General features: G+C 62.7%; 18 protein-coding genes. 6 read left to right on the top strand and 12 right to left on the bottom strand.

Going from position 1 to position 23883, the window contains the following annotated elements; translation table 11 throughout:
• Positions 1–28: 28 nt before the first annotated feature.
• Positions 29–1258: a sensor domain-containing diguanylate cyclase gene (locus KOL99_RS04120; protein ID WP_216509202.1), complete on the bottom strand. Its 1230-nt coding sequence runs from the start codon at positions 1256–1258 to the stop codon at positions 29–31.
• A gap of 38 nt (positions 1259–1296) precedes the next feature.
• Entirely contained in the window at positions 1297–2211 is a 915-nt protein-coding gene (locus KOL99_RS04115) for a CopD family protein (protein ID WP_216509201.1), read from the bottom strand.
• 223 nt (positions 2212–2434) lie between these two features.
• Between KOL99_RS04115 and pepN the strand changes: the two genes are divergently transcribed.
• Positions 2435–5077, top strand: coding sequence for an aminopeptidase N (gene pepN / locus KOL99_RS04110; protein WP_216509200.1), 2643 nt, complete (start codon positions 2435–2437; stop codon positions 5075–5077).
• Positions 5078–5313: 236 nt separating this feature from the next.
• On the opposite strand, the gene corA is transcribed toward pepN, so the two are convergent.
• The 5 genes from corA to msrB all read right to left on the bottom strand — a co-directional run bounded on the left by corA (position 5314) and on the right by msrB (position 10138).
• The gene (corA, locus tag KOL99_RS04105) at positions 5314–6378 is read right to left on the bottom strand and encodes a magnesium/cobalt transporter CorA (protein ID WP_216509199.1); all 1065 of its coding nucleotides are present in this window, start codon (positions 6376–6378) and stop codon (positions 5314–5316) included.
• A 38-nt stretch (positions 6379–6416) separates the two neighbouring features.
• Entirely contained in the window at positions 6417–6893 is a 477-nt protein-coding gene (locus KOL99_RS04100) for an EVE domain-containing protein (RefSeq protein ID WP_216509198.1), read from the bottom strand.
• Between the two features lie 155 nt (positions 6894–7048).
• The gene (gene polX, locus KOL99_RS04095) at positions 7049–8779 is read right to left on the bottom strand and encodes a DNA polymerase/3'-5' exonuclease PolX (RefSeq protein ID WP_216509197.1); all 1731 of its coding nucleotides are present in this window, start codon (positions 8777–8779) and stop codon (positions 7049–7051) included.
• An 82-nt stretch (positions 8780–8861) separates the two neighbouring features.
• Positions 8862–9419: a peptide-methionine (S)-S-oxide reductase MsrA gene (gene msrA, locus KOL99_RS04090; RefSeq protein WP_236025809.1), complete on the bottom strand. Its 558-nt coding sequence runs from the start codon at positions 9417–9419 to the stop codon at positions 8862–8864.
• A 203-nt stretch (positions 9420–9622) separates the two neighbouring features.
• Positions 9623–10138 carry a peptide-methionine (R)-S-oxide reductase MsrB gene (gene msrB / locus KOL99_RS04085; protein WP_216509195.1) on the bottom strand — a complete coding sequence of 172 codons (516 nt, stop codon included), beginning with the start codon at positions 10136–10138 and terminating at the stop codon, positions 9623–9625.
• A gap of 200 nt (positions 10139–10338) precedes the next feature.
• On the opposite strand from msrB, the gene KOL99_RS21765 reads away from it, so the two are divergent.
• The 4 genes from KOL99_RS21765 to sucD all read left to right on the top strand — a co-directional run bounded on the left by KOL99_RS21765 (position 10339) and on the right by sucD (position 13601).
• Entirely contained in the window at positions 10339–10836 is a 498-nt protein-coding gene (locus KOL99_RS21765) for a DUF4124 domain-containing protein (RefSeq protein ID WP_216509194.1), read from the top strand.
• Between the two features lie 22 nt (positions 10837–10858).
• On the top strand, positions 10859–11179 hold the full coding sequence (locus KOL99_RS04075; protein WP_216509193.1) for a hypothetical protein: 321 nt from the start codon (positions 10859–10861) through the stop codon (positions 11177–11179).
• 232 nt (positions 11180–11411) lie between these two features.
• The gene (gene sucC, locus KOL99_RS04070) at positions 11412–12569 is read left to right on the top strand and encodes an ADP-forming succinate--CoA ligase subunit beta (protein WP_216509192.1); all 1158 of its coding nucleotides are present in this window, start codon (positions 11412–11414) and stop codon (positions 12567–12569) included.
• Between the two features lie 132 nt (positions 12570–12701).
• Positions 12702–13601, top strand: a complete 900-nt coding sequence (gene sucD / locus KOL99_RS04065; RefSeq protein ID WP_216509191.1) for a succinate--CoA ligase subunit alpha — start codon at positions 12702–12704, stop codon at positions 13599–13601.
• A gap of 120 nt (positions 13602–13721) precedes the next feature.
• Here the strand turns inward: sucD and KOL99_RS04060 are convergent, their stop codons facing one another.
• Positions 13722–14597, bottom strand: coding sequence for an epoxyqueuosine reductase (locus KOL99_RS04060; protein WP_216509190.1), 876 nt, complete (start codon positions 14595–14597; stop codon positions 13722–13724).
• 263 nt (positions 14598–14860) lie between these two features.
• On the opposite strand from KOL99_RS04060, the gene KOL99_RS04055 reads away from it, so the two are divergent.
• Positions 14861–16045 carry a methyl-accepting chemotaxis protein gene (locus KOL99_RS04055; protein WP_216509189.1) on the top strand — a complete coding sequence of 395 codons (1185 nt, stop codon included), beginning with the start codon at positions 14861–14863 and terminating at the stop codon, positions 16043–16045.
• Between the two features lie 66 nt (positions 16046–16111).
• Here KOL99_RS04055 and KOL99_RS04050 read toward each other — a convergent pair whose 3' ends face one another.
• The 4 genes from KOL99_RS04050 to KOL99_RS04035 all read right to left on the bottom strand — a co-directional run bounded on the left by KOL99_RS04050 (position 16112) and on the right by KOL99_RS04035 (position 23602).
• A complete protein-coding gene (locus tag KOL99_RS04050) occupies positions 16112–18400 on the bottom strand; it encodes a serine protein kinase PrkA (RefSeq protein WP_216509188.1) in 2289 nt (762 codons plus the stop codon).
• A 14-nt stretch (positions 18401–18414) separates the two neighbouring features.
• Positions 18415–20040, bottom strand: a complete 1626-nt coding sequence (locus tag KOL99_RS04045) for a SpoVR family protein (RefSeq protein ID WP_216509187.1) — start codon at positions 20038–20040, stop codon at positions 18415–18417.
• A gap of 9 nt (positions 20041–20049) precedes the next feature.
• Positions 20050–21411 (bottom strand): DUF444 family protein, encoded by a 1362-nt coding sequence (locus tag KOL99_RS04040; protein WP_216509186.1) that lies wholly within the window; start codon positions 21409–21411, stop codon positions 20050–20052.
• Between the two features lie 139 nt (positions 21412–21550).
• Positions 21551–23602 (bottom strand): serine protein kinase PrkA, encoded by a 2052-nt coding sequence (locus KOL99_RS04035; RefSeq protein ID WP_216509185.1) that lies wholly within the window; start codon positions 23600–23602, stop codon positions 21551–21553.
• Between the last annotated feature and the right edge of the window lie 281 nt (positions 23603–23883).

Genomic DNA, 23883 nt, shown 5'->3' with positions numbered 1-23883 from the left:
CCTGGGCGACTCTTTGACGTTTTGTGAGTTACACCACCCGGTCCCGGCCGCCGCTCTTGGCCTGGTACAGGTTCAGGTCGGCGCGCTTCAACACCTGCAGCAGGTCGTCATCATCCTGCTGCACGTTGGCGACGCCCGCACTGGCCGTGATCCGCATCGGCTCGCCCTCGACATGGAAAGGCTCTTCGCGGATCAGCGACCAGATCTTGTGGGCCACCCCGAGCGTCTGTTCCCGGTCCGACCCCGGCAGCACCACCAGGAACTCCTCGCCGCCGAAGCGGCCAACGGAGTCGTAGCTGCGCAGCGAGGAGGTGAGCCTGTCGGCGAAGAGCTGCAGCAGGTTGTCCCCCGCCAGGTGCCCGTACCGGTCGTTCACCTGCTTGAACCGGTCGATGTCGATCATGATGAAGCCGACTTCCGCGTCGGCGAGTCCCTTCTCCCTGCGGCGCAGGGCGCGCGCGAACTCCCTGCGCCCGATCAGCTCGATCTGCCCCTTGTTGAAGGTCCCGGTCAGCCCGTCGATCAGGGTCTGCTTCCTGAGGATCTCCTGGGTCTCCTTCAGCTCGTTGGTGCCGCTTCTGATCAGCACGAAGGAGATCCCGAAGACCACCACCAGGATGCCGCACAGCGACCCCAGTGAAAGGAGCGCCGCGTTCATGGTCTGCCGGCGGTACTTGGTGACGTCGATGTAGACCTCGAAACTCCCGATCACCTTGCCGCGGGCCCGGATCGGGATGTAGGTTTCCACCACGTCCACGTTGAACTTCAACTCGTCGGCCAGGTCCTTCACCTCTTCCTTGCGCTCGAGTTTCGAGTCGAAGGCACCGGCCAGGGCCCGGGAAAGCCTCTGGTTGCCGCGGTTGACCTCGCCGATCAGCTTGGTCTCGGTGCTGTAGACGATGCGGTAATCCGAGGAATAAATCTTGATCTTGACGATGTCGAAGGGGGCGAGGAACCTCCTGAGATCCCGGTCCAGGATCGCGAAGTTCTCAGGCAACACTTCCACCGCCACGGTCCCGTCTTTCCGGATCACGGTGAAGCGTCCCCGCTCGTCCTCGGAAAGGGCGGTGCTCACCTTGATCGCGTCCTCTTCGGCGCTGTCCACCACGTTCTTTTGCAGCACGTGGTAGAAGGCGTAGCCGGCAAGCGAGGTGATGACGACGATCGAGACGAGGGCGACGGAAACGAAAAGGCGCAGGAGGGAATCAGGATCCCTCTTCGCGTCGAGATGCGGGAATATGGTGCGGAATCGCTTCACGGTCCATCCTTGCCCCGGCAGCGCCGGGAGCCATGCTGTCAGGCCCAGCGCCAGAGCGAGAGGATCAGCACGATCAGAAATACGATGGTCAGGTTCATGTAGGCCATGAAAAAGAAGACCCGCTCATGCAGCGGGGCCTTACGCTGGGTCACGTCGGCCAGGGAACCCACCTCAGGCATCAGCAGCACCTTTTCGGAACCGTGGGGCGCGAGCTTGAGCGCCTCGCTCAGATCCTCCCCCGCGTGGTGGCGCCCCATGTGCACCCCCTGCTTCCAGAGCCGGCTGTCGCTGGCGTCGTAGAGCCTCCCCTCGTAGGCGAAGTAGGCGGGGCGTCCCTCCTTGCCGTCGAAGGCGGAGAGCTCGTCCAGGGACAGCTCCTTCCCGGCGGGAAGCGCCACCGGCTCCCGCCGCTTGGCCTTCAGCTTCGGACCGATGACGAGAACCACGTAGGCGGCGGAAAACACCATCACCAGGTAGAGGGAGATCTTCACCAGCAGCAGCACCCCGAAGCGGGTGTGCAGCAGCATGTCGGGAGAGGTGACGCGGAAGTAAGTGAGGATGGTGCCGGTCACCCCCATGACCACCATGGAAAGCACCCCGACCTTCACCTCGCCGCGGGGCAGCCCCCCCGCCGCGTAGGCCGGTTTCAGGACCAGGTGCACGTACAGGATGGTGCCGAACCAGAGGATCGCGGTCAGCATGTGCAGGTAGCCCGCCACGAAGCGCACCAGCTTGGCCGCCGGGGCGACACGGGGCGCCTCGGTTTTCACGGCGCGCGAGGCGGCGAATTGCTTCCCCGCCGCCGTCAGTTCTCCGCCGCCGGCCGGGTCCACATGGCAGGCATCGCAGCTCTTCCCGGTTTGCTGCGCGTAGAGCTCCGTCGCGGAGGCAAAGGCCGGAGCGGAAAGGCAGGCGAAAAGCAGGAAAAGTGACAAAAGGAGCAGACGTTTCATGCGGACTGTATAGCCTTATCTACCAGTAAAGTCAACACATTGGGGCACTTGGTGATTGAGCCGCGCGATGCCCAGGCGGGCGCCGCCGTGGCCGGTATCGCCAAACCTGCGTCATCATTAATCAATTTTCAACGCCGCGGCCACCAGGCGTTGAAAACCCGCGCGCATCCCGGTACAATAGCACCCTTGGCCCAGCCATTACACCTGAACAAGAGGAATCGTCATGTCACAGTGTCAGCACCAGACCATCCACCAGAAAGACTACAGGGTCCCCGACTACCTCATAGATACCGTCGAGCTCTCTTTCGACCTCGACCCTGAGAGTACCCGGGTTCTTTCCCGGCTTGCCGTACGCAGCAACCACGACCGCGCCAACGGGCCGCGGCCGCTCGTTTTGGACGGCGAGGAGCTCACCCTGCTGTCGCTTCGGCTGGACGGCGTCGACCTGGGGCCGGATGACTTCCGCGTTGAGGGGGGGACCCTGGTGCTGAACACCCCTCCCGAGCGGTTCCTCCTCGAGATGGAGACCCGGATCCACCCCAAGGAGAACAGCGCCCTCTCCGGCCTGTACGCCTCGGGCCCCATGCTCTGCACCCAGTGCGAGGCCGAAGGGTTCAGGCGCATCACCTACTTCACCGACCGCCCCGACGTCATGGCGGTTTACACCGTGACCCTTCGGGCCGACAAGGCGAGCTGCCCGGTGCTTCTGGCCAACGGCAACCTGGTCGAGAAAGGCGACCTCCCCGACGGGCGCCACTACGCCGTGTGGCACGATCCGTTCAAGAAACCGAGCTACCTCTTCGCCGTGGTCGCCGGCGACCTGGTCCACATCGCCGACCGCTTCACCACGATGAGCGGGCGCGAGGTGCGGCTCGAGATCTACGTCGAGGAGCGCAACAAGGACAAGTGCGAGCACGCCCTCCGGTCCCTGATGCGCGCCATGCGCTGGGACGAGGAGCAGTTCGGCCGCGAGTACGACCTGGACACCTACATGGTGGTGGCCGTGGACGACTTCAACATGGGGGCCATGGAGAACAAGGGGTTGAACGTCTTCAATTCGCGCTACGTGCTGGCCAGCCCGGAAAGCGCCACCGATGACGATTACGAGGCGATCGAGGAGGTGATCGGCCACGAGTACTTCCACAACTGGACCGGCAACAGGATCACCTGCCGCGACTGGTTCCAGCTCTCCCTGAAGGAGGGGCTCACCATCTTCCGCGACCAGGAGTTTTCCGCCGACATGCAATCGCGCCCGGTGAAGAGGATCGCCGACGTGAAAAGCCTGCGCAGCGCGCAGTTCGCCGAGGATGCCGGGCCGCTGGCCCACCCGGTGCGCCCCGAGTCGTACGTGGAGATCAACAACTTCTACAGCATGACCGTGTACCACAAGGGGGGTGAGGTGATCCGGATGCTGCAGACCCTCCTGGGACGCAAGGCCTTCCGCGCCGGCATGGATCTCTACTTCGAGCGTCACGACGGGCAGGCGGTGCGGGTCGACGAGTTCGTCCAGGCCATGGCCGACGCAGGAAAGCGCGACCTCTCCCAGTTCATGCTCTGGTACGACCAGGCCGGGACCCCGGTCCTGACGGTAAGCGACGACTACCGGGCCGAGGACGGGAGCTACACCCTGACCGTGACCCAGAGCTGCCCGCCAACGCCGGGTCAGCCGGAGAAGAACCCCTTCCACATTCCGCTCGCCATGGGGCTTTTGGACCGCGATGGCAACGAGTTGCCGCTCAAGCTGACCGGGGAGACGAAAGCCGTGGGGACCTCGCGGGTCCTGGAGCTTAGGGGGGAGACGGAAACCTTCACCTTCGTGGGGCTCAAGGAGCGCCCGGTGCCGTCGCTGCTGCGCAACTTCTCCGCGCCGGTCAAGCTCGTCTATCCCTACAGCGACGAGGACCTGAACCTCCTCATGACCCGCGACAGCGATCCCTTCGTGCGCTGGGAGGCGGGACAGGTACAGGCGGTCAAGCTGATCATGGGACTGGTCGCCGACATCCAGGGGGGCCGGGAGGCGCGGGTGCCGGAGAGCTTCATCGAGTCGTTCAGAAGGCTTCTCTCCGACGAGCGCCAGGACCGCGCCTTGCTGGCCGAGACCCTCACCCTGCCGACGGAGAGCTACCTCGCCGAGCAGATGGCCGTGATCGACCCCGACGCCATCCACCAGGCACGCGAACTGGTGCGGGCGACGGTGGGCGAGCGGTTGGGCGCGGAGCTTACCGCCGCGCGGGAGGCGTGCGCCCCCAAGGCTCCCTATCGCCCCGACGATGGCCTCGCCGGCTGCCGCAAGTTGAAGAACCTCTGCCTCGCCTACCTGATGGCGGCGGGAGGTGGGAAGGCGATCAACGCCTGCATGGCGCAGCTCAAAAGCGCGGACAACATGACCGACAGCCTGGGCGCGCTCGCCCCGCTGGCCAGCTGCGCCTGTCCCGAGCGCGAGGAGGCCCTCGCCGCATTCTACGACTGCTGGCGCGGCGACCGCGGCGTCATCGACAAGTGGTTCACCCACCAGGCGATCTCGCGTCTCCCCGACACCTTGGACCGGGTGCTGGCGCTTCTCGAACACCCCGACTTCGACATCCGCAACCCGAACCGGGTCCGCTCGCTGGTGGGCGCCTTCAGCCAGGGGAACCAGGTCCGGTTCCACGATGCCAGCGGCAGGGGGTACCGCTTCCTCGCCGACCAGATCCTGCGCCTGAACGGGATCAACCCGCAGATCGCCGCCCGCATGCTCACCCCCTTCAGCCGCTGGCGGCGCTTCGACGCCGACCGGCAGGAGCTCATGAAAAAAGAACTGGAGCGCATCCTGGCCGAACCGGGCCTGGCGCGCGACGTCTACGAGCTGGCGGCGAAGAGCCTGTAATGATTGAGCGACGTGCGAAAGAGAATTTCGGCAACATGGTAGGTTGGCCACACGTGGTACACGTGGCGTAGGGTTCCCACCTTTGCGCAGGGGGACAGGGGGATCCCCTCTGTCTCCCCTGCGCCAAGGGGAGGACGCTGGTTCTCGTGCTGAGCTTCGTGAACAGCAGGTAGGCGATCCCTGGATTCGCGGATGAGCGCGTTGCGACGAAGGATAGGCGGAATTTTGCAGTTGAGTTACAGCCAGCGCTTCCTCTTAAAGTAAACCAGCATCACCGCGGCGATCGTGAGACACAAAACAAAGACGGCCAGGTAACCGTAGGTCCAGTCCAGTTCCGGCATGTGCTTGAAGTTCATGCCGTACCACCCCACCACGAAGGAAAGGGGCATGAAGATGGTCGCGATGATGGTCAGCACCTTCATCACCTCGTTGAGGCGGTTGGAGACACTGGAAAGGTAGATATCCAGCATGCTCGAGAGCATCTCGCGCAGAGTCTCCAGGGTGTCGAGCACCTGGACAGTGTGGTCGTAGAGGTCGCGCAGGTAGATGACCGTGGTGTCCCGGATCAGCTGCGAATCGCGGCGCTGCAGGCTGCTCGCCACCTCGCGCAGCGGCCAGAACGCCTTGTGCAGGAAGAGCAACTGGCGCTTGAGCCGGTAGATTGCCTGAACCGTTGCCGTGGTCGGGTTGTCGATCAGCTCGTCCTCGACATCCTCGATCCGGTCCGCCAGTCTCTCCAGCACCAGGAAGTAGTGGTCCACGATCACGTCCAAGAGGGCGTGCAGCAGGAAATCAGGCCCCATGGCGCGCAGCCGCGCCTTCTCGTTGACCAGCCGGGCACGCACCTGCTCGAAGACATCCCCCTCCAACCCCTCCTGGAAAGAGACCAGGTAGTTCTGCCCCAGCACCATGCTCACCTGCTCGCTTTTTATCTCTCCGGTCTCCTCGTTCAAGCCGATCATCTTCAGCACGACGTAGAGGTATTCGCCGTAGTCGACGGCCTTGGGGCGCTGGTCGGTGGCGAGGATGTCTTCCAGGACCAGCGGGTGGATCCCGTAGCAGCTCCCGAAGTGTCGCATCACCTCGAGGTCGGAGAGCCCCTCCACGTTGACCCAGGTCACTCCTTGAGCCCCCTGCTTGACCAGGCACTCGTCCAGCGAGGTAACCGAGTGCTTTTCCAGGTGGGTCTCGTCGTACCGGACCAGGTCGACCCTGGTGGTGCCCGCCTTGTCGCGCCCCATGTGGATCAGTGTCCCCGGAGCGAGGCCCGCCTTTTTTGAGCGTCTTTTTATCGAGGTCATAACAGTCCTTGAACCCGTTCTACGTTCTATGTTCTACCTTAACCACCAGAAGAGATGCCGGCCAGGTTCATGATGCGGTCCCACTCTTCCTGGCGCACCGGCTGGACCGAGAGACGGCTGCGGTTCAAAAGCGCCATCCCGGAAAGTTCGGGGACGGTCCTCAATTCGGCGAGGGTCACCGGCCGCGGCAGTTCGCGCACGAAACGCACGTCGACCATGAACCAGGTCGGTTTTTCCGGTGTGCTCTTGGGATCGAAGTACTTGCTGGTGGGGTCGAAAGCGGTGAAGTCGGGGTAGCCGGCGCGCACCACCTCGGCAATGCCGACCACGCCGGGTTCGGCCGTGTTGCTGTGGTAGAAGAGCACCTGGTCGCCGACCTGGATCTGGTCGCGCAGGAAGTTGCGCGCCTGGAAGTTGCGGACGCCGTCCCAGTGCTCGGTGGCACCGGGGCGGTTTTTGAGATCATCGAGTGAGAAACTGGTGGGTTCGCTCTTGAAGAGCCAGTAGTTGGGCATGTTGCTTTCCTTTCTTCTAGTCTATCGGTGCCGCTGCGCTCGGTTGGGTTGCGCCATTCCCCTGTAGGGGCGAATAATCATTCGCCCCCCAGCCCCGTCCCTTCTCTCCCCCACACAATGGCGTCGGGCATCATCGGGCGAATGATTATTCGCCCCTACAGGCGCTTGCCTCTCTTCTTTTTCAGCGTTTTCAAAAGCTCGTCGGCCGTCAGCGTGTTCAGCACGTCCGCCCGCTCCAGCCAGCCGCGCTGGGCCACGGCGATCCCCCAGTGCAACGTCTCGAACTGGCTCTTCACGTGGGAGTCGGTGTTGATGGCGATCTTCACCCCGAGCTCCTTGGCGCGGCGCACGTAGCGGTCCTCCAGGTCCAGCCGCAGCGGGTAGGCGTTTATTTCCAGCGCGGTCCCGGTCTCCCTGGCGGCCTGGAGCACCTCTTCCATGTCCAGCTGGTACCCCTCACGCTCGCCGATGATGCGGCCGGTAGGATGGGCGATGATGTGCACGTATGGGTTCCGCATGGCGGCCACGATGCGCGCGGTCATCACCTCCTTGCTATTGCTGAAACCCGAGTGGATCGACGCCACCACCACGTCCAGTTCCTTGAGCGCCTCGTCGGGAAAGTCGAGCGTGCCGTCGCCGCGGATGTCCATCTCGGTGCCGTGCAAAACCCGGAATCCCTTCAACCCGCGGTTCAGCTCCCGGATCTCCGCATGCTGCTCGCGCAGCCGCTCCACGGTCAGGCCGCGCGCCACACCGAGCCCCTGCGAGTGGTCGGTCACCGCGATGTAGAAGAGCCCCCGCAGTCGCGCCGCCTCCGCCAAGTCGGCGATGCCGTGGGCGCCGTCGCTCCAGCGGGAATGCACGTGCAGGTCTCCCCGTATCTGCTCCCGGGTGACGAGTTGCGGCAGCTTACCCGCCTGGGCCGCCTCTATCTCGCCCCGGTCCTCGCGCAAGACCGGCGGCACGAAGGGAAGGTCGAGCAGGCGGTAGACATCCTCCTCGTGGTCACCTCCCAGTCGCACGTTGTCCTCCTCGCGGAAGATGCCGTACTCGTTGATCTTCAGTCCCCGCTTCTGCGCCATCTCCCGCAGCCGCACGTTGTGGGCCTGACTCCCGGTCAGGTACGCGAGCGCTGCGCCGTAGGAGGCGGGTTCCACCACGCGCAGGTCCACCTGCACCCCTTCCCGTATGGTCACGCTGGCCCTGGTCGGGCCGCGCATGATCACGTCGTGCACCTGGGGCAGGTTCAGGAACGCCTCCATGACGCTGGCCGGGTCGGGGGAGGTCGCCACGATGTCGATGTCCTTGATGCTGTCGCGCCGGCGCCTGATGCTCCCGGCCACCTCGATCCGCTCCAATGGCGCCATCTGCTTGAGCGCCGCCACCAGTTCCTCCGCCGCCGGCAGCATCCGGCCCAGCGGTTGTCGCTCGCGGCCCCGCTTCACGGCCTGGATCCCCTTGAGGATGTTCTCCTCGGTCTTCTCCTTGATCCCCTTGATGCCGACCAGCCGATGTTCCCGCGCCGCCTGCTCCAGCTCCTCGAGGCTCGTGATGCTTAGCGCCTCGTAGATCGCCTTCGCCGTCTTCGGCCCGAGATCAGGAACGGCCAGCAGGGCAAAGACGCCGGCCGGCACCTCCTGTTTAAGCTGGTCATGGTAGGCCATGGTGCCGGTCTGCAGGTGTTCCTCGATGCGCGCCGCCAGATCCGCCCCGATTCCCGGGATCTCCAGGAGCTCCTTGTGCGACATCTGGGCGAGGTCCCGGTTCAGCCCTTCCAGGTTGAGAGCCGCGCGCCGGTACGCTCTTATCTTGAAGACGTTGTCCTGCCGGATCTCCATGATATCGGCGATCTCCTCGAACATCCGGGCTATCTCCCGGTTCTTCATAGCATCCCCCGAGACACAACAGCAGGTTCCATGTTTTACGTTATGAGTTCTTCGTTGACCGTTTTTCTTTCCTTTCGTAACCTTAATGGCCGGCCTGGTCGCCCCAGAGTTCCTTCAGCCTATGGTCCCGGCCGCAGCTCAAACGGTAGTAAGAATACCGCAGCGGGTTCTTCTTGTAGTAATGCTGGTGATATTCTTCCGCCGGGTAGAATTCGGTAGCGGCCGCGATCTCCGTCTGGATCCCCCCCTTGAACGGCTTGCTCTTCTCGAGCGCCTGCTTTGACTGCAGGGCCAGGCGGCGCTGCTCATCGTTGTGATAGAAAATGGCGCTTCGGTACTGGTGCCCGACGTCGCAGAACTGGCGATCCTTCACGGTCGGGTCGATGTTGTGCCAGTAACGGGTGAGCAGCTTGTCGTAACCGATCTTAGCCGGATCGTAGAGCACCTGGACCGACTCCGCGTGGCCGGTGCCCCCCGCGGAAACCTCCTCGTAGGTCGGGTTCTTCACGTGGCCGCCGGTATAGCCGGAAGTCACCGAGACCACCCCCGGCAGTTCGTCGAAGGGATGCTCCATGCACCAGAAGCACCCCCCGGCGAAGGTGGCCTTCTGCAGTTGCGCGGCCGGCGAGGAACCTGCCATCGCAAGGATGAGCAGCAAGGCGGCCGTTACTATTGCCCGTGTTTTCATTGTGCCTCCCCAACCCCTTGTTTTTTAACGCAAAGCAGCGAAGGCGCAAAGTAACCAAGAGAAGCACGACCCTTACGGGTTTATGACTTGCTGTTCTTTGCGCCCTTGCGGCTTTGCGTTAAATACCGGGTTTTCTACCCTTCCTTCCGTCCTCCCTACTTGGTCGCCACGAACTGCAGCGCGGCGGAATTCATGCAGTAACGCAGCCCCGTCGGCTTGGGTCCGTCGCTGAAGACGTGCCCCAGGTGGCCGCCGCAGCGACGGCACAGCACCTCGGTCCGCGTGCTGAAGAAGCTGCGGTCGGTCTCGGTCTTCACGTTTTCCTTGGCTATGGGCTGAGTAAAGCTCGGCCACCCGGTGCCGGACTCGAACTTGTCCTCGGACTTGAACAGGTCGAGGCCGCACCCCGCGCAGCGGTAGATGCCGTGGTCATGGGTCTTCGCGTACTTGCCGGTGAAGGCTCGCTCGGTCCCCTTCTCCCGAAGGACATGGTACTGCTCCGGCGTTAGTATCTTTTTCCATTCCGCGTCTGTCTTCACTACCTCGTCGGACATGATGTAGCTCCCCTTTTCAGCTGAATAGACCTTGATACGTGACGCGGCGTCAGCTTCGATACCTACCGCCGCCGCTAGAAAGAACAGAAAGGCCACAATCAATCTTCCCTTATTCATGGCGCGATCTCCTGCTGGTTGTTGATTCATCGGCTCTTGCACAGCCCTTAGGATAACATAGCGCGCCGAATATTGCATGGGCGCCTCCTAGTTAAGAAATCCGCGCATCCGCCGAAAAGTATCTTCACCTTTTTGGCTTGAAGCTGGAAGGGTTATCCTTAATAATAGATGACGCTTGCCTGCATCGCTTGGGAGGAGAAATGAAGGGTCTTCTGGCAGTTGTGATGGTTTTTATGAGTACAACGGCGGCCCACGCCGACATCTACACGTGGAAAGACAACACCGGGACCAGGTTCTACACCAACAGCCTGCACGAAATCCCGGCGCGTTACCTGAAAAAGGCCCGGGTACTCGACGTGGCCACCGGCAAACTGGGAGGACTGGCAACGGCACAACCGGCAGCACCGGCCACACCTGGCGCCGCGACACAGCCGGCGCCTCCCGGCCCGGCACCCCAGCCGCTACTGGTGCAGCAGGCCGCGCCGGTACAACCGACACCAGCGCCGGATGCGCCGCTGTCGCAGCCATCGCAGGTGCCACCACCCAGAACCGCGGGAGCGCCTGCTGCAGCTGCACCGGCCGCTCCCGTGGTGGAACCCGCTCCCGTCCCCCAAAACTCGACACGCGCCGCCGGCAGGCTCTCCCGCAGGGAATTGAGGGCGCAAGGCAGGCGCGGCAACCACACCGGCGAAGAGTGACGCCGGGTACACGGAGGCCGTCGTGAAAGCGCTCCCGCTCGCATTCTTTCTGCTGTCACTGTCCGGTACCGCCGGCGCGGATGAGCTTGTCTGCCGGGGCAACATCATCAGCACCCAGGGTGAAGGGATCGTCGCCCGCAAGCATCGCTTCGAGGTGACTGACGTCGCCGGGAGCGACATCCAGGCCGTCCTGGAAACGTCGAAGAAGATCGCGCTGGAGCGGCAGGCCAGGGCGGCCCGGAAAAACCCGGGAGGCAATTTCACCGCATTTTCGGACGTGGAACTGCAATGCAGCAAGGGCACGGAAAAAATCGAGGTGCGCCGCAGGCTGCAGACCAGGTAGCGGCACAGGCGAAGGAAAGGAAAAGGAAAGACCAGAAGAGAAGCCCCCGGGCTTCTCTTTTTTTTAATTGTGATAGTATTTACTCTTAATTTGAATTTCTAGCGACCACGTGCCGATAAGATTACCAGGCGCGTCTCCAGGCGCTCCGCCACATCCCCACGATTCAGGCAACTTACCTTCTGATAGCACGCTGCATCGGGCAAAATCCAAAGCTGCACCATAGGAGAACAGGATGAACATTCATGAGTATCAGGCCAAGGAGATACTGAATTCGTTCGGCATCCCCATCCCCCGTGGTCGCGTTGCACTCACCGCGGACCAGGTGGAGCGGGCGGCGAAGGAGATGGGAGGGCGCTGCGTGGTCAAGGCGCAGATCTATGCCGGCGGCCGCGGCAAGGCGGGGGGCGTCAAGCTGGTGCACCACCCGGAGCAGGCCCAGGAGTACGCAAAGGAACTGTTCGGCAAGACCCTGGTGACGCCGCAGACCGGCCCGGAGGGGCTCCGGGTCCGGCGCATCCTGGTGGAGGAGGCGGTCGAGATCGCCCGAGAGTTCTACCTTTCCATCACCCTGGACCGGAGCGCGTCGCGCTACGTCCTGATCGCCTCCGCCGAGGGAGGGATGGAAATCGAGGAGGTCGCCTCCAAGACCCCCGAGAAGATCCACACGCTGACCATCGACCCGTTCCTGGGGCTCAGGTCGTACCAGGCGCGCCAGATCGCCCTGCAGCTCGGCCTTTCCGGGAGCGTCTGCGAGGACTGCGTCAACCTGATCCTGAACCTGTACCGGGTCTGCCTGGAAAAGGACTGCGCGCTGGTGGAGATCAATCCCCTCGTGGTCACCAGGGCGGGGTGGCTCATGGCCATGGACGCGAAGATCACCTTCGACGACAACGCCATCTTCAGGCACCGCGAATATCCCGACATGATGGACTACTCCCAGCTCGACCCGCTGGAGATCAACGCCGGCAAGTACGACTTGGCCTACATCAAGCTCTCCGGCTCCATCGGCTGCCTGGTGAACGGCGCCGGCCTCGCCATGGCGACCCTGGACGTGCTCAAGGAGTGCGGCGGCGAGCCGGCCAACTTCCTCGACGTCGGTGGCGGGGCCACCCGCGAGAAGGTGGCCGAGGCCTTCAAGATCATCCTGCAGGACGGCGACGTGAAGGGGATCTTCGTCAACATCTTCGGCGGCATCATGCGCTGTGACGTGATCGCCCACGGCATCATCGAGGCCGCCAGCGAGGTGAACTGCACCCTCCCCATCGTGGTGCGCATGGACGGCAGCCAGGTCGAGGAGGGGAAACGCCTCCTCACCGAGAGCGGCCTCAACGTCCAGTGCAGCGACAACCTGGGCGATGCGGCGCAACGGATCGTGAGCATGCTGGGATAACCTCCCCCTTCCTCGACGGGAGGGGGTCGGGGGGTGGGTGAAGCGACCGACGGAGCGCCGCTGTGGCATCCTCCCCCACCCCCTACCCCCCTCCCGCAAGGGGAGGGGGATCATATTCGGGAGATACGCGTTATGTCCATACTGATAGACAACTCATCCAGAATTGTGGTCCAGGGGATCACCGGCCGCAGCGGCCTTTTTCACACCCAGCAGTGCCGCGAGTACGGCAGCAACATCGTCGCCGGCGTGACGCCCGGCAAGGGGGGCATCCACATCGAGGGGATCCCCGTTTTCAACACGGTGGCTGAGGCGGTGAAGTACACCAACGCCAACGTCTCCATGATCTTCGTGCCTCCGCCGGGAGCGGCCGACGCCATCCTCGAGTCGGCGGCGGCGGGGCTCGAGCTCGCCGTCTGCATCACCGAGGGGATACCGGTGCGCGACATGGTCCCGGTGAAGGCGGTGCTCAAGCAGAGCAAGATGCGCCTGGTCGGCCCCAACTGCCCCGGCGTCATCACTCCGGGCCAGTGCAAGATCGGCATCATGCCCGGCCACATCCACAAGCCCGGCAAGATCGGCGTGGTCTCGCGCTCCGGCACGCTCACCTACGAGGCGGTGAAACAACTCACCGACGTGGGGCTCGGTCAGTCCACCTGCGTCGGGATCGGAGGGGACCCCATCATCGGCATGAACTTCATCGATGTCCTAAAGCTCTTCAACGAGGACTCGGAAACCGAAGGGGTATTCATGATCGGTGAGATCGGCGGCTCCGCCGAGGAGGACGCCGCCCACTGGATCGAGGAGCACATGAAAAAGCCGGTGGCGGCGTTCATCGCCGGGGTGACCGCGCCGCCGGGCAAGCGGATGGGACATGCCGGCGCCATCATCACCGGGGGGAAGGGCAAGGCGGAAGACAAGATCCGCACCCTGACCGAGTGCGGCGTCACCGTCGCCTCCAGCCCGACCAAGATGGGCGAGGCGATGCAGATGGCCATCGCCGCCAGGCACAGCGGCAAAAAGAAACCCGATTAGCGACGATCCTCGCTACCTGCCGGTTCCGGCACAAAAAAGGGCACCTCCCGCACGGGAGGTGCCCTTTCCTTTTCTTAGTGTCGCCGGTTACGTCCACATCCCCTCTCCCCCCGGGGATGGTCAGGGTGCGGGCGATGCCCCCGCCGCGGGATTCCCGGCAAGCGGCGAGACCTTGCCGGCCGGGATCCTGTCCTCGCAGGGAACCTTGGTCTGGCACAGACCGCAGCCGGTACTGGTGACCCCGTACCGCTCCCCGACGGCCTCGGGAACCGCTCCGTAGACGTAGCCACGGCAGATCCCCTTGTCATGCCCCTCCCTCGTCAGGGCGCCGACCGGGCAGCGCCCGATGCACGCCCCGCAGCTCCCCTCACGGTACCAGAGGCAATTGGACCTGTGATCGCTCCAAGGGCGCTCCGTCGGCTCGATGGCGAGGTCGGTGACCACGCTTCCAAGGCGATGGGCTATGCCGCGCGGGGTGATGAGGGCATCGTTGAGGCTGAAGGTGCCCAGCCCCGCGGCGTAGGCGGCGTGGCGCTCCGACCAGGACGAGGCGATGCCCACCGGTGAATCGGGGTACTCCCGCCAAGCCGGGTGCAACTGTGGCGCGAAGGCGCGATACCCGGCGTCGACCAGGAACTGCACCACCTGCCGGCGCAGGGACGCGTTGAAGGCCTCCCCGTGCTGCCTGGTCTGCGCCCAGGCGCGGGAGGGATAGGTCGTCTCGGCGCGGTTGCCGCGGCGGGTCTCCTCCGAGACGGGAAGCGCCCAGCAGATGACGGTGGCCGGCTGCCAGGGCGGGATTTCCCGCTGCGCCAGCTCCGCCGGGGTGAGGTGAAAGGTGCCGATCACCGACTTGTACTGCGTGAAAAGGGGGTCATCGGCACTGGCGAAGCCGACCAACGGCTCAGTGAAGTAGGGCGCGCCGTTTTCGGCGAAACGGTTGCCCTGGTCGTCCCGCACCAACCGCTCAATCATGCCGCGAAGCGCGTCTCTCATCCCTGGTACCTCCTGAGGGTCTAAAGAAAAACGGAAGGATACCTTACCACGTTCCTCAGCGGCGGACACCGTTTTTCCTTCCGTGCAGCGACCTCCTGGCACCGAACCGGCAGCAGCCGGGGCGCAAATTATTTTCCACAAATTTACGGCACTTTGTTTACAGCACGTCTCAAGTACAGCCCCCTTGTCCCGATAAGTGACCTGCACCAGTGAGACATCTCGGCGGAACGGGCTCTTGACTCAGCATCGGCAAGGAGAAGGAAATGAAAGAAATCTTGAACGTGTACCTCAATCTCACCATCAAGTTCAGGCTCAGCCTGCTGTGCATCTGCTACAGCGCCTGCCTGATCGCCACCGCGGCTGCCGCCCAGGCCGACTCCCCCCTGATCAAGTATGGCTCGCTCGTCCTTTTCATAACGCTGGGTGGCGTCTTCGGCGCAATCAACATCTGGTCCATCAGGGCGCCGCTGGTGCGGACCATGCGCTACCTGGAGACCATGGCGCACGGGGACCTGAGCGAAGAGATCGTGGTCAACCGTCGCAACGAGATCAGCCAGATGCTCAGGGCCCTGCAGAAACTGCAGGCTTCCATGCGGGGGATGATCCAGGGGATCCAGCAAACGGCCGACCAGCTCGCCAGCGCTTCCAGCCAGTTGAGCAACACCTCGCTCAGGATGGCGGAAGGTACCGAGCACGCTTCCCGGCAGTCGGGCTCCGTTTCGGACGCCGTCGGCGAAATGGCCGGCGTCAGCAACGACATCGCGCTCAGCTGCCAAAAGATGGCGGACCGGGCCGGCAGCACCAGCACCGCGACCAGCAGGGGAGAAGAGACCATCACGCGCATGACGTCGGTGATGGGAGAGATCGAACAGATGGTGGCGGGCACGGTCGACGCCGTCAAAGCCCTTGGGGCCAACTCCGACAAGATCGGGGACATCGTGGTGGCCATCGAGGATATCGCCGATCAGACCAACCTGCTGGCGCTCAACGCCGCCATCGAGGCCGCCCGCGCCGGTGAACAGGGGCGCGGCTTCGCGGTGGTCGCCGACGAGGTGAGGAGCCTTGCGGAACGCACCACCTCGTCCACCCGGCAGGTGCAGTCGATCATCGGTTCGCTGCAAGGTGACGTGAAGAATGTCATCGCCCTCATGGAGCGCAGCGCGGACACCGTCAGAAGCGGGACCGACGATGTGCAGCATTCCAGCCGCGCCATCGGGACCATCAAGGACCAGATCACCCCGCTGCTCGAGTACGTCTCGCAGGTCGCCACCGCGGCTGAGGAGCAGTCGGCGACCACGACCAACATCTCCGAGAGCATGCGCCAGATCATCGGGGTAGTGCGGGAAACGGCGGGGGGTGCGCAGGAGTCCGCGCGCGCCGCCGAGGACCTGGCCAACTCAGCGCGGGCGCTGCAGGACATGGTGAGTCGTTTCAGGGTGGCGACGTAGATTTCAGCCCCCCTCCCGGCCTCACCTCCGGAGGGAGGAGCCTGACCGGGACAAGGGGCGTTTGCCTTAGACGTGGAACTTGCGGGCGAGGTCGTTGTCGATGACGTAGACGCAGATTTCCTTGGCGCACTGCTTGGTGTACTTGAACTTCTCCGAGCTCAGGTTGTTGATCAGGAAGGTGACGTCGTCCCGGATGCGCTTGTCGTAGGTCTTGAAGGCCTCGGTGTCGAAATCCTTGATGGCGCGGCGGAAGTTGGCGTTCTCCAGGAACGGCTCCAGCACCTTCTCCTTGAGGTTGAACACGTAGCGGTCATGCAGCGACTGGAACAGCGCCGTGTCCTGCGCCCGTTTCCCCTCCACCATGATCTCCTGGGTCAGCGTCCTGCCGGTGTACTCGCGCTGGGTCTCCTGGCGAAACGCCAGCCGCGCCTCGTCCTCCACCTTGGCACCCAGTAGGCGCCGCTCGATCCCCGCCAGAAACTCCTCGGTGATCTCCAGCTTCTCTCCCGTGAACCGGCACACCTCCACCGCCCCAGGCTCGAAGTTGACCGCGAACATGTAGTGCAGGATGTCGCGCTCGATCTGCGCCTCGTTGTAGTAGTAGAGCGCCTCCTTCACCTCCTGGAGCACCACGTAGTCGTAGTTGTGCACCAGCGATTCCATGAAACCTTCCGGGATCGACTCCTTCAGCTCCTTGTGCCAGCGGGTGAAGAAGGTGGACAGGTTGTTCATGGTGATCATCTTGTCCTTCCTGGCGTAGGCGGAGTAGAAGTCGGAGAAGATCTTGATGGACTCGCGCCCGGAGAAGCCGTGGTCACCCTCGTGCTCGCTCTCGGCGATGATCTTTTTCCTCCGCTTCGCGTTGAGCCGCTTCCGGTCCTCCTCGGAGAGCCAGTCGGGGATGTGCCCGGTGTAGATCTCCATCTTCAGGATCTGCAGGTTCTCGTCGCAGTAGAGCCGGTACTTCTCGGGATCGCCGATCCATTCCAGGAGCGCGTCCGACTTCACGTTCATCCTGGTCGAGATGATGACCCGGGCGAAGTTGTGCAGCACCCGGGGCAGGAAGCTCGACTCGATGTGCTTGCCGAAGATGTTGCGGTAGATCTCCACCTCGGTGTTGAGATCCATCACGTAGGGGATGTTGATGAACTCGATGCGGTCGGAGAAGGACTGCACCCCTTCGATGCTCCGCTCGTCCTCGGGGTTCATGAGGGCTATGAACAGGCTGCGAACGTTCTCCTCGATGTCCTCGACCTTGTGAATCCCTTCGCTGATGATGTTGTGCAGTTCCAGGAGCCGCTCGGCGTTGTGGGACTTGACGTCCATCAGGGCATAGATGCCGTTGTTGGTCTTGGCGAAGTTGGAGAACAGGTACTTCACCTCGTTGCTGTCGCCCAGGAGCAGGTCGATCTTCCTCTGCAGCATGTCGTTGGTGAGGATGTTCATCTTCATCGACTTGTCGCCCGGGTTGAAGACCGTGATCCCTTCGCCCAGCCTGCGGTTGAAACGGTAGGGGCGCACCTTGATCATCCGGAAGATGTCGGTCGGATCATCGAGCCGCGCCGAGAGCGCCTGGAAGATCGAGGTGCAGATGGTGCAGGGGGAATCCCGGAAGACCCAGTCGTACTCCTTCTCGGTGAAGAGCTTCCATTTGAAGGAATCGTTCTGGAAGACGTCGTCGAAAAAGGCGCGCCGCTGGGCCTTGTCGATCATGAGCAAGGGGCTGTCATGGGAGGGACAGGGGACCTCGACCACGTCGCCGCCGCGCAAGAGGGCCCGGGTGTCGAGGTGGTCGTGGCTCTCCAGTTCGTACTCGTCGAGCAGGTGCGAGAGCTTCTCAACGAAGGCACTCACCTGGTGCTCCTTGAAGCTCCCGAGGACGCGGCGGTCCAGGTGCCACACCACCTCGTAGGTCCTCCCCTCGTCGGTGCTGGTGTACTCCTCGAACTTCATCAGCACGTTGTTCAAGAAGGTACTCTTGCCCGAGCCGGGAGGTCCCTCGAAGATGTAGATCTTGTTCTGGCGCGCGCCGCTTTTCATGTCGGCCACGTGGTTCATGAAACGGTTGGCGAAGAGGCGGTCGGCGAAGAAGGGACGGTCGGAGTTCCGCACGAAAAGCTTCGTGGTATCGTACGGGACGAAGTTTATCGACTCCGGATCCTCGGGATACTCGTCGTTTCCCTCGTTGACGTAACTCCTGACCATGTCGTGGAAGAGCTGGAAGATGTTGCGCATCATCCGCTCCGGCTGCTCGGTGACGAGCTGCATGTATTCCTCGAACGACATGTGCGAGGCGTTCTTGTGCTCGACGATGGTGCGGCTCAACTGCTTTATGACTGTCTCTAGATCTGGCATAGCTTATCCGCCTGTCACAGTACCTGCCGGCTGAGAACCTTGTCCTTCATGGTATAAACGACCCGCTGCCAGGTGATCTCCGCTTCTTCCACCCCTTCGCGCCCGGAAGAACCGCGCTGCTGCACTATCACCGCCTCGCTGGTCTCAAGCTGCACCGGCGCCCCCCAGAGGTACTCGATGCCGACCAGGGTGTTGGCGATGTACTCCGAAACCAGCTGTTTTCCCTCGAAGTGGTGTACCAGGTAGAGCATCCCATCCTCGCCGCGTTCCGGGGCGATCTCGATGTAGGGCGGATGGTACAGCGAGGCGAGGACCATGTCCCGGTACTCGTTGGCGTCCCGGCTCTTGACGTAGTACTGCCAGACCATGCGCTGCGGGTCGAGCCGCTTGCCGGTGACGAACAGGTCGTAGCGATCGGTGAAGTCCTGGTCGACGAAATCCTTGATGAACAGGTAGTCGCAGTAATTGCTCCTGATCTTGAACAGGTACTCGTCGCCTTTGCCGGAGGCTGCATCGAAGCGCTTGCGCTCCTCCCGGTCGGAGAGCCGGTTGAACTCGTAGCCGGTCTTGCCCTTGTCGCCGTTCTCCTTCAACTGGTACATGAGCCGCATACCCAGCGCGTACGGGTTCATTCCCACCCGCGGCATCGAGGTGACCCCCGCGTGGACGCGGGCGAAATCGACCTCGTGCCCCTTGATGCGGTCGTCCACCAGGAAGAGCTTCTCGTGCCAGTAGCTCGCCCATCCCTCGTTCATGATCTTGGTGCGGATCTGGGGCTGGAAGAAGATTGAGGTCTTGCGCACCACCTCGAGCACCGAGCGCATCCACTGGTTCTCGTCGCGCGCCAGGAATTCCGAATTCTCGATGAGGAACTTCATCAGGTCGCGCCGCTCCACCCGTTTCACGTTCTGGCTCTTGGCGAAGTGGGCCTCCATTTCCGGATACTTCGCGGTCACCTCGGCGAAGAAGATGCGCTCCCCTTCGTCCTTGTTCTGGGCGATGGCGTCGTTGTAGCGGGCCACCTCCTTCAGGTACTCCCCTACCGGCAGCTTCTTCTCCACCTGGAGAAAGGTGTCGAAGTAGTAGTCGAGCCGGCTCGAGGTGGCGGCCTCCGGCGCCATGAACAGCGGGGAGAGCTCGTCGTGGTAGCCCACCAGGTTGTCGATGGAGCGCGCGAATTCCAGGATGTAATCCACCCACCGCCCCTTCTCGGCCCTGAGCTTCGCGATGACCCGCTTGTCCGAAAGCGCCTGCCCGGTGAAGTCGTACTCCCAGGTATGCCGAAAGTAGAGGTTGTTCTGGAAGAAATCGATGTGGCCCAGCACGTGGTAGAAGATCATCACGTTGAGCCAGTCCGGGTTGTTGTCGTTGTAGAACGAGATGGGGGGCCGGGTGTTGATGACCGTCTCGTACGGGTTGTGCGGGTAGAGTTCGTACTCCCCTTTGCCCCGCAACACCTCGACGTCATGCACCCAGTAGTCGTACAGGGTCGGGATCATGACCTTCGGCGACAGCTCGATCAGGTCGCGGTTGGTCACGATGTATTCCAGGCTCTCGTCGGTGAAGGTGAGCCCGGCGGCACGCGCCCGCTCCTTGCATCCTTCCATGATCGCCTTGGTGTGTTGGTTGATCAGTTCCATAACGGCCTCTTACGAGATCAGCCTCTTGATCCCCTCGATCACCCGGGCCTCCTCGGCGTCCTCGTGCATGATGTCCATGCGCAAAAGGTCCGGCTTGTCGCGCAACAGCCCCGAATTCTCAAGGTAGCGCGCCACCTCGGTCCACTGCGTCCCCGCGTGCTCCGCGATGGTGACCCCCATGCGGCTCACGTAGCTGAGTATCTTGACCAACTCGGGGATCGACTTGTCACCGCCGGTGTCCCAGTCATCGCCGTCGGTGCCGTGGAAGACGTAAATGTTGTAGTCCGCGGCCAGGTTCTCCTTCTCGACGATCTCGTTCACCAGCTTGTACGCGCTGGCCACCTCGGTCCCGCCGGCGACCCGGGAGTTGTAGTAGGTGTCGAAGTCCGGCACCTCCTTCGCCTCGGTGTCGTGCAGGATGAACCGCGATTCCACCTGCCCGGCGTACTGGTACAAGAGCCAGCTGTAGATCATCACGTGCTGGGTCGCCACCAGCTCGGTCACCTTGCCCGCCATGGAGCCGGAGTAGTCGCGCAGGAAGAAGACCATCGCCTGCGGCTCGTAATCCTTCTCCTGGGAGAAGATGCGGTACACCTTGTCCCGCGGCGAGATAAGGAACCGGGTCGGATCCATGTCGGAGGGATCGGGAAGGTTGCCCAGCGAGATGTTGGTCTCCACGATCTTTCTGAGCGTCGCCTTCTTGTCCAGCACCTGTCCGGAGCCGCGGTTTCTGTCGGTCAGGTCGTAGATGTACCGGGTGAAGGAGCGCTTTTTCCCCTTTTCCTTCAGGTTGGGGAGCTGGAACTGCTCGGTGAGCACCCGCCCCAGTTCATACGCGGAAGCGCCCATCTCGTGGGCTTCGCCCTCGCCCTGTCCCGGCCCCTGCCCCGGCTCCTCGCCGGTCTCACGCACCTTCTGCTCGCCGATGACCTCGCCTTCCTCCCCCTTGCCGCTGCCACCGGTCGAGCCCCCCTCGCCCGGAGGGCGGATGGTCGGATCGTGCAGGAGTTTCTCCTCCTCGGTGGAGGGAACCACCACGATCTTCCCCTTGCCCCCCTTGCCCGGCTTGATCAGCCGTCCCACCCGGATCTTGCGGGGGAAGCCGTCCTTCTCGCGCTGCCGGTCCCGCTCCAGGAGCTCGTCCAGCGCCTTCATGTGCAGCTGGTACGGGTTGGGAACCCGCTCCTGATCCTGCAGCACCGCGAGGTCGTGCCAGGCGTAGAGGCCGCGGGAGAAGTCCGGGAAAGGTCCGCGCCGGTCGGCAGTCGATATCTGCCGCGTACCCGCCAGTTCCTCGCGAAAGCGCGCCGCGCGCTCGGGATCCAGGCCCTTGGCCTTTAGTTGTTCGAGGTATTTTTCGGGATCTTTCATGGCATCATCGGCCTTTAAAGGCGGGCGAATAATTATTCGCCCCTACAGTTGTTTTTTCGCCATGGAACATGGTGGTCGGGGTCGCGCCTCTGTAGGGACGAATAATTATTCGCCCCCTCACCGCGAACAGGCGCCCCTGCTAGCTCTCATCCTCCTGCGTGCAGAAGTACTCGATGGTCTTCTGGGCGCAGGTGCGGCAGTAGCCGAGTTTGCCCAGCATGGTAACGATCATGCGATCGTAGAGCTTCTGGTTTTCCTCGTTGGTGCGGTTGGCGAGCGCCCCGATCAGGCTCCCGGCACCGGCGATGTCGGATTTGAGCCGCACGTCGGTGACCGCCTTGACCAGCTCCAGGTTGTCCATGAAGTCGTAGCTCGGGTCGACCGAGATCTTCTGGCCGTAGATCTTCCGGATCGAGGTCCGAAACGAGGCGCGCTGCTCCTCGGTCTTTAGGCCGATGCGCTCCTCGACGCTCTTCACATAGCGCTCGTCTATCTTGAGCGCCTTCAACTCGCCGGTCTGCGGGTCTTTGTACTTCCACATCCGGTCCGGGCCGAGGTTCTCGGCGTCGATGCCGATGATCATGTTGACGTAGTTCTGCACGTCCTTCTTGATGGCGAAAGGCTCGTCCATGTAGGCGTTGAACATCTCGGTCATGATCCGCTCGCGGTAGAGCTTCTTGCCGGTCTTCAGGTCTTCCAGATACTTGGCCCGCTCGTTAGGCTCCACCACGTAGTCGAGCACGACCCGCTCCAGGCTCCGGAAGACGTCGTAGGCGACCATGCAGCGCCCCTCGTTGGTCTCGGAGCTTTCCTTGAGGATCTGGATGCTGCGGCCGAGGCTCCTGTGCCCGAGGCCGCGCTGCCCGAAGCGCTTGGTGATGTCCGGCTCCTGCCCGAGCGTGTCGATGACCTCGGCCAGCGCCTTGATGCTCTTCTCGCCGGCCACCTCGCCGGCGGCGAGCTTCATGGTCTCGATCGGGGTCAGCTTCTCGGATCTGGGGAGCCTGGTGAGCACGACGCCCACGGATGCGGCGTAGTTCAGGTTCGGGTCCTGGTGCAGCACTTCCTTGGTCAGGGTGGTCTTCGATTCGCCGCCGATGGCGTAAGCGGTGAGCCCCTCCTGCATCCGGTAGTTGGTGTTGTGCGAGACGTAGCAGATCCTGCAGCGGTCGACGATCGGCGCCTCCTCCTTCTCCGCCAGGAAGCGGTTGAACTCGGAGTTGTTGCTGGTGGCGATAATCATGGAGTCGATCGGCCACTTGTACCCGTCGATCTCGATGGCGCGGTTCTGGATCACGCCGAGGTACACCTGCACCAGGTCCTTCTTGTTCTTGAAGATCTCGTCGGAGAAGTGGATGCCGCCCCCGGCCACGCGGGCCAGGGCGCCGCGGCGCAGGTCGAAGCGGTACGGGTTGTTGGTGTCGGAGAGGTGCAACAGGCGCTGGATCGATTCCTCACCCAGGAGGTCGACCGCCGACGAGGTGATCTTGTCCTTGGCCGGGTACTTGCCGGTCAGCGTCCCGAGGCTCTCGCTCATCGGCACGGGGAGGATTGCGATGCTCTCCAGGACCTTCTCCAGGTCGTTGTCGTGGTACTGCCGGATTTCGTTGAGGATGTAGCCGGTGCTCGCGCCCAGGGGGCGGTAGTTCCGGTACAGGGTCTCGATCTCGGCGTCGGAGAACCCCTGCTCCCCGATGAAGCGGCGGCTTTCCTCAGGATCGTCGAAGAGGTTCATGGCAAGGATCATCGGGTCCTCGTAGGTCTCCGAGTCGATCTCGCGGATGCGGCCGTAGTTGCCCAGCTGGTCCATGTTGAGGAACCGGAAGCTGTACTTGCGGTTGCGCCCCTGCAGGAAATTCCGGTACTTGGCGCAGAGGAACTCCACGAAGAAGGTCTTGCCGTTGCCCGGCTCGCCGACCAGAACGAACGCCATCTCCTTACTGGAGCCACCCTCGGCGGCGTCTTTCACGAACGAGACGAAGCTGTTGATCTCGTCGTACATGCCGATGGTGTGCTTGCGTCCGGTCCGGAAGATGTTGAAGTCATAGGTCGTTTTGCCGTTGACGACGACCTTCTCGAAACCCGGCTCCAGGATCATCCGAATGATCCCCTGGAAGGCGTTCTCAAAAACCCTTTCTCCCGCCTTGACGGCGGCCAGGTGTTGACGGAGCGTTTCGTTCTTGGCAGTCATGATTTCCCTCCGCGTGTTATTAAGCTGCGGTGTCCGTTTTAATTGATTTTGATATCCAGAAAAAATTATACCCCCCTCCCCTTTACTTTTGCAAAGTCTTTACGGGGAAGGGCCCGCGGGCGGTCCCGGCGTGGCGTGCCTCTGGTTGGGAGCCGTTAAGCTGGTTACTGCTGCGAATACATTAGAAAATTCGCAAATGAATTGTACCCACAGCTTTTTTTTCTGCAACCAAGGGAAGAGGTATTCTGGTGGTGATTGAAAAAATGGGAGGGTCAGTTGAA

This window comes from Geomonas azotofigens, assembly GCF_018919395.1.
Taxonomy (GTDB): Bacteria; Desulfobacterota; Desulfuromonadia; order Geobacterales; family Geobacteraceae; genus Geomonas; species Geomonas azotofigens.
The sequence above is the reverse complement of the archived record's forward strand: the minus strand, read 5'-3'. Positions and strand labels throughout refer to the sequence as shown.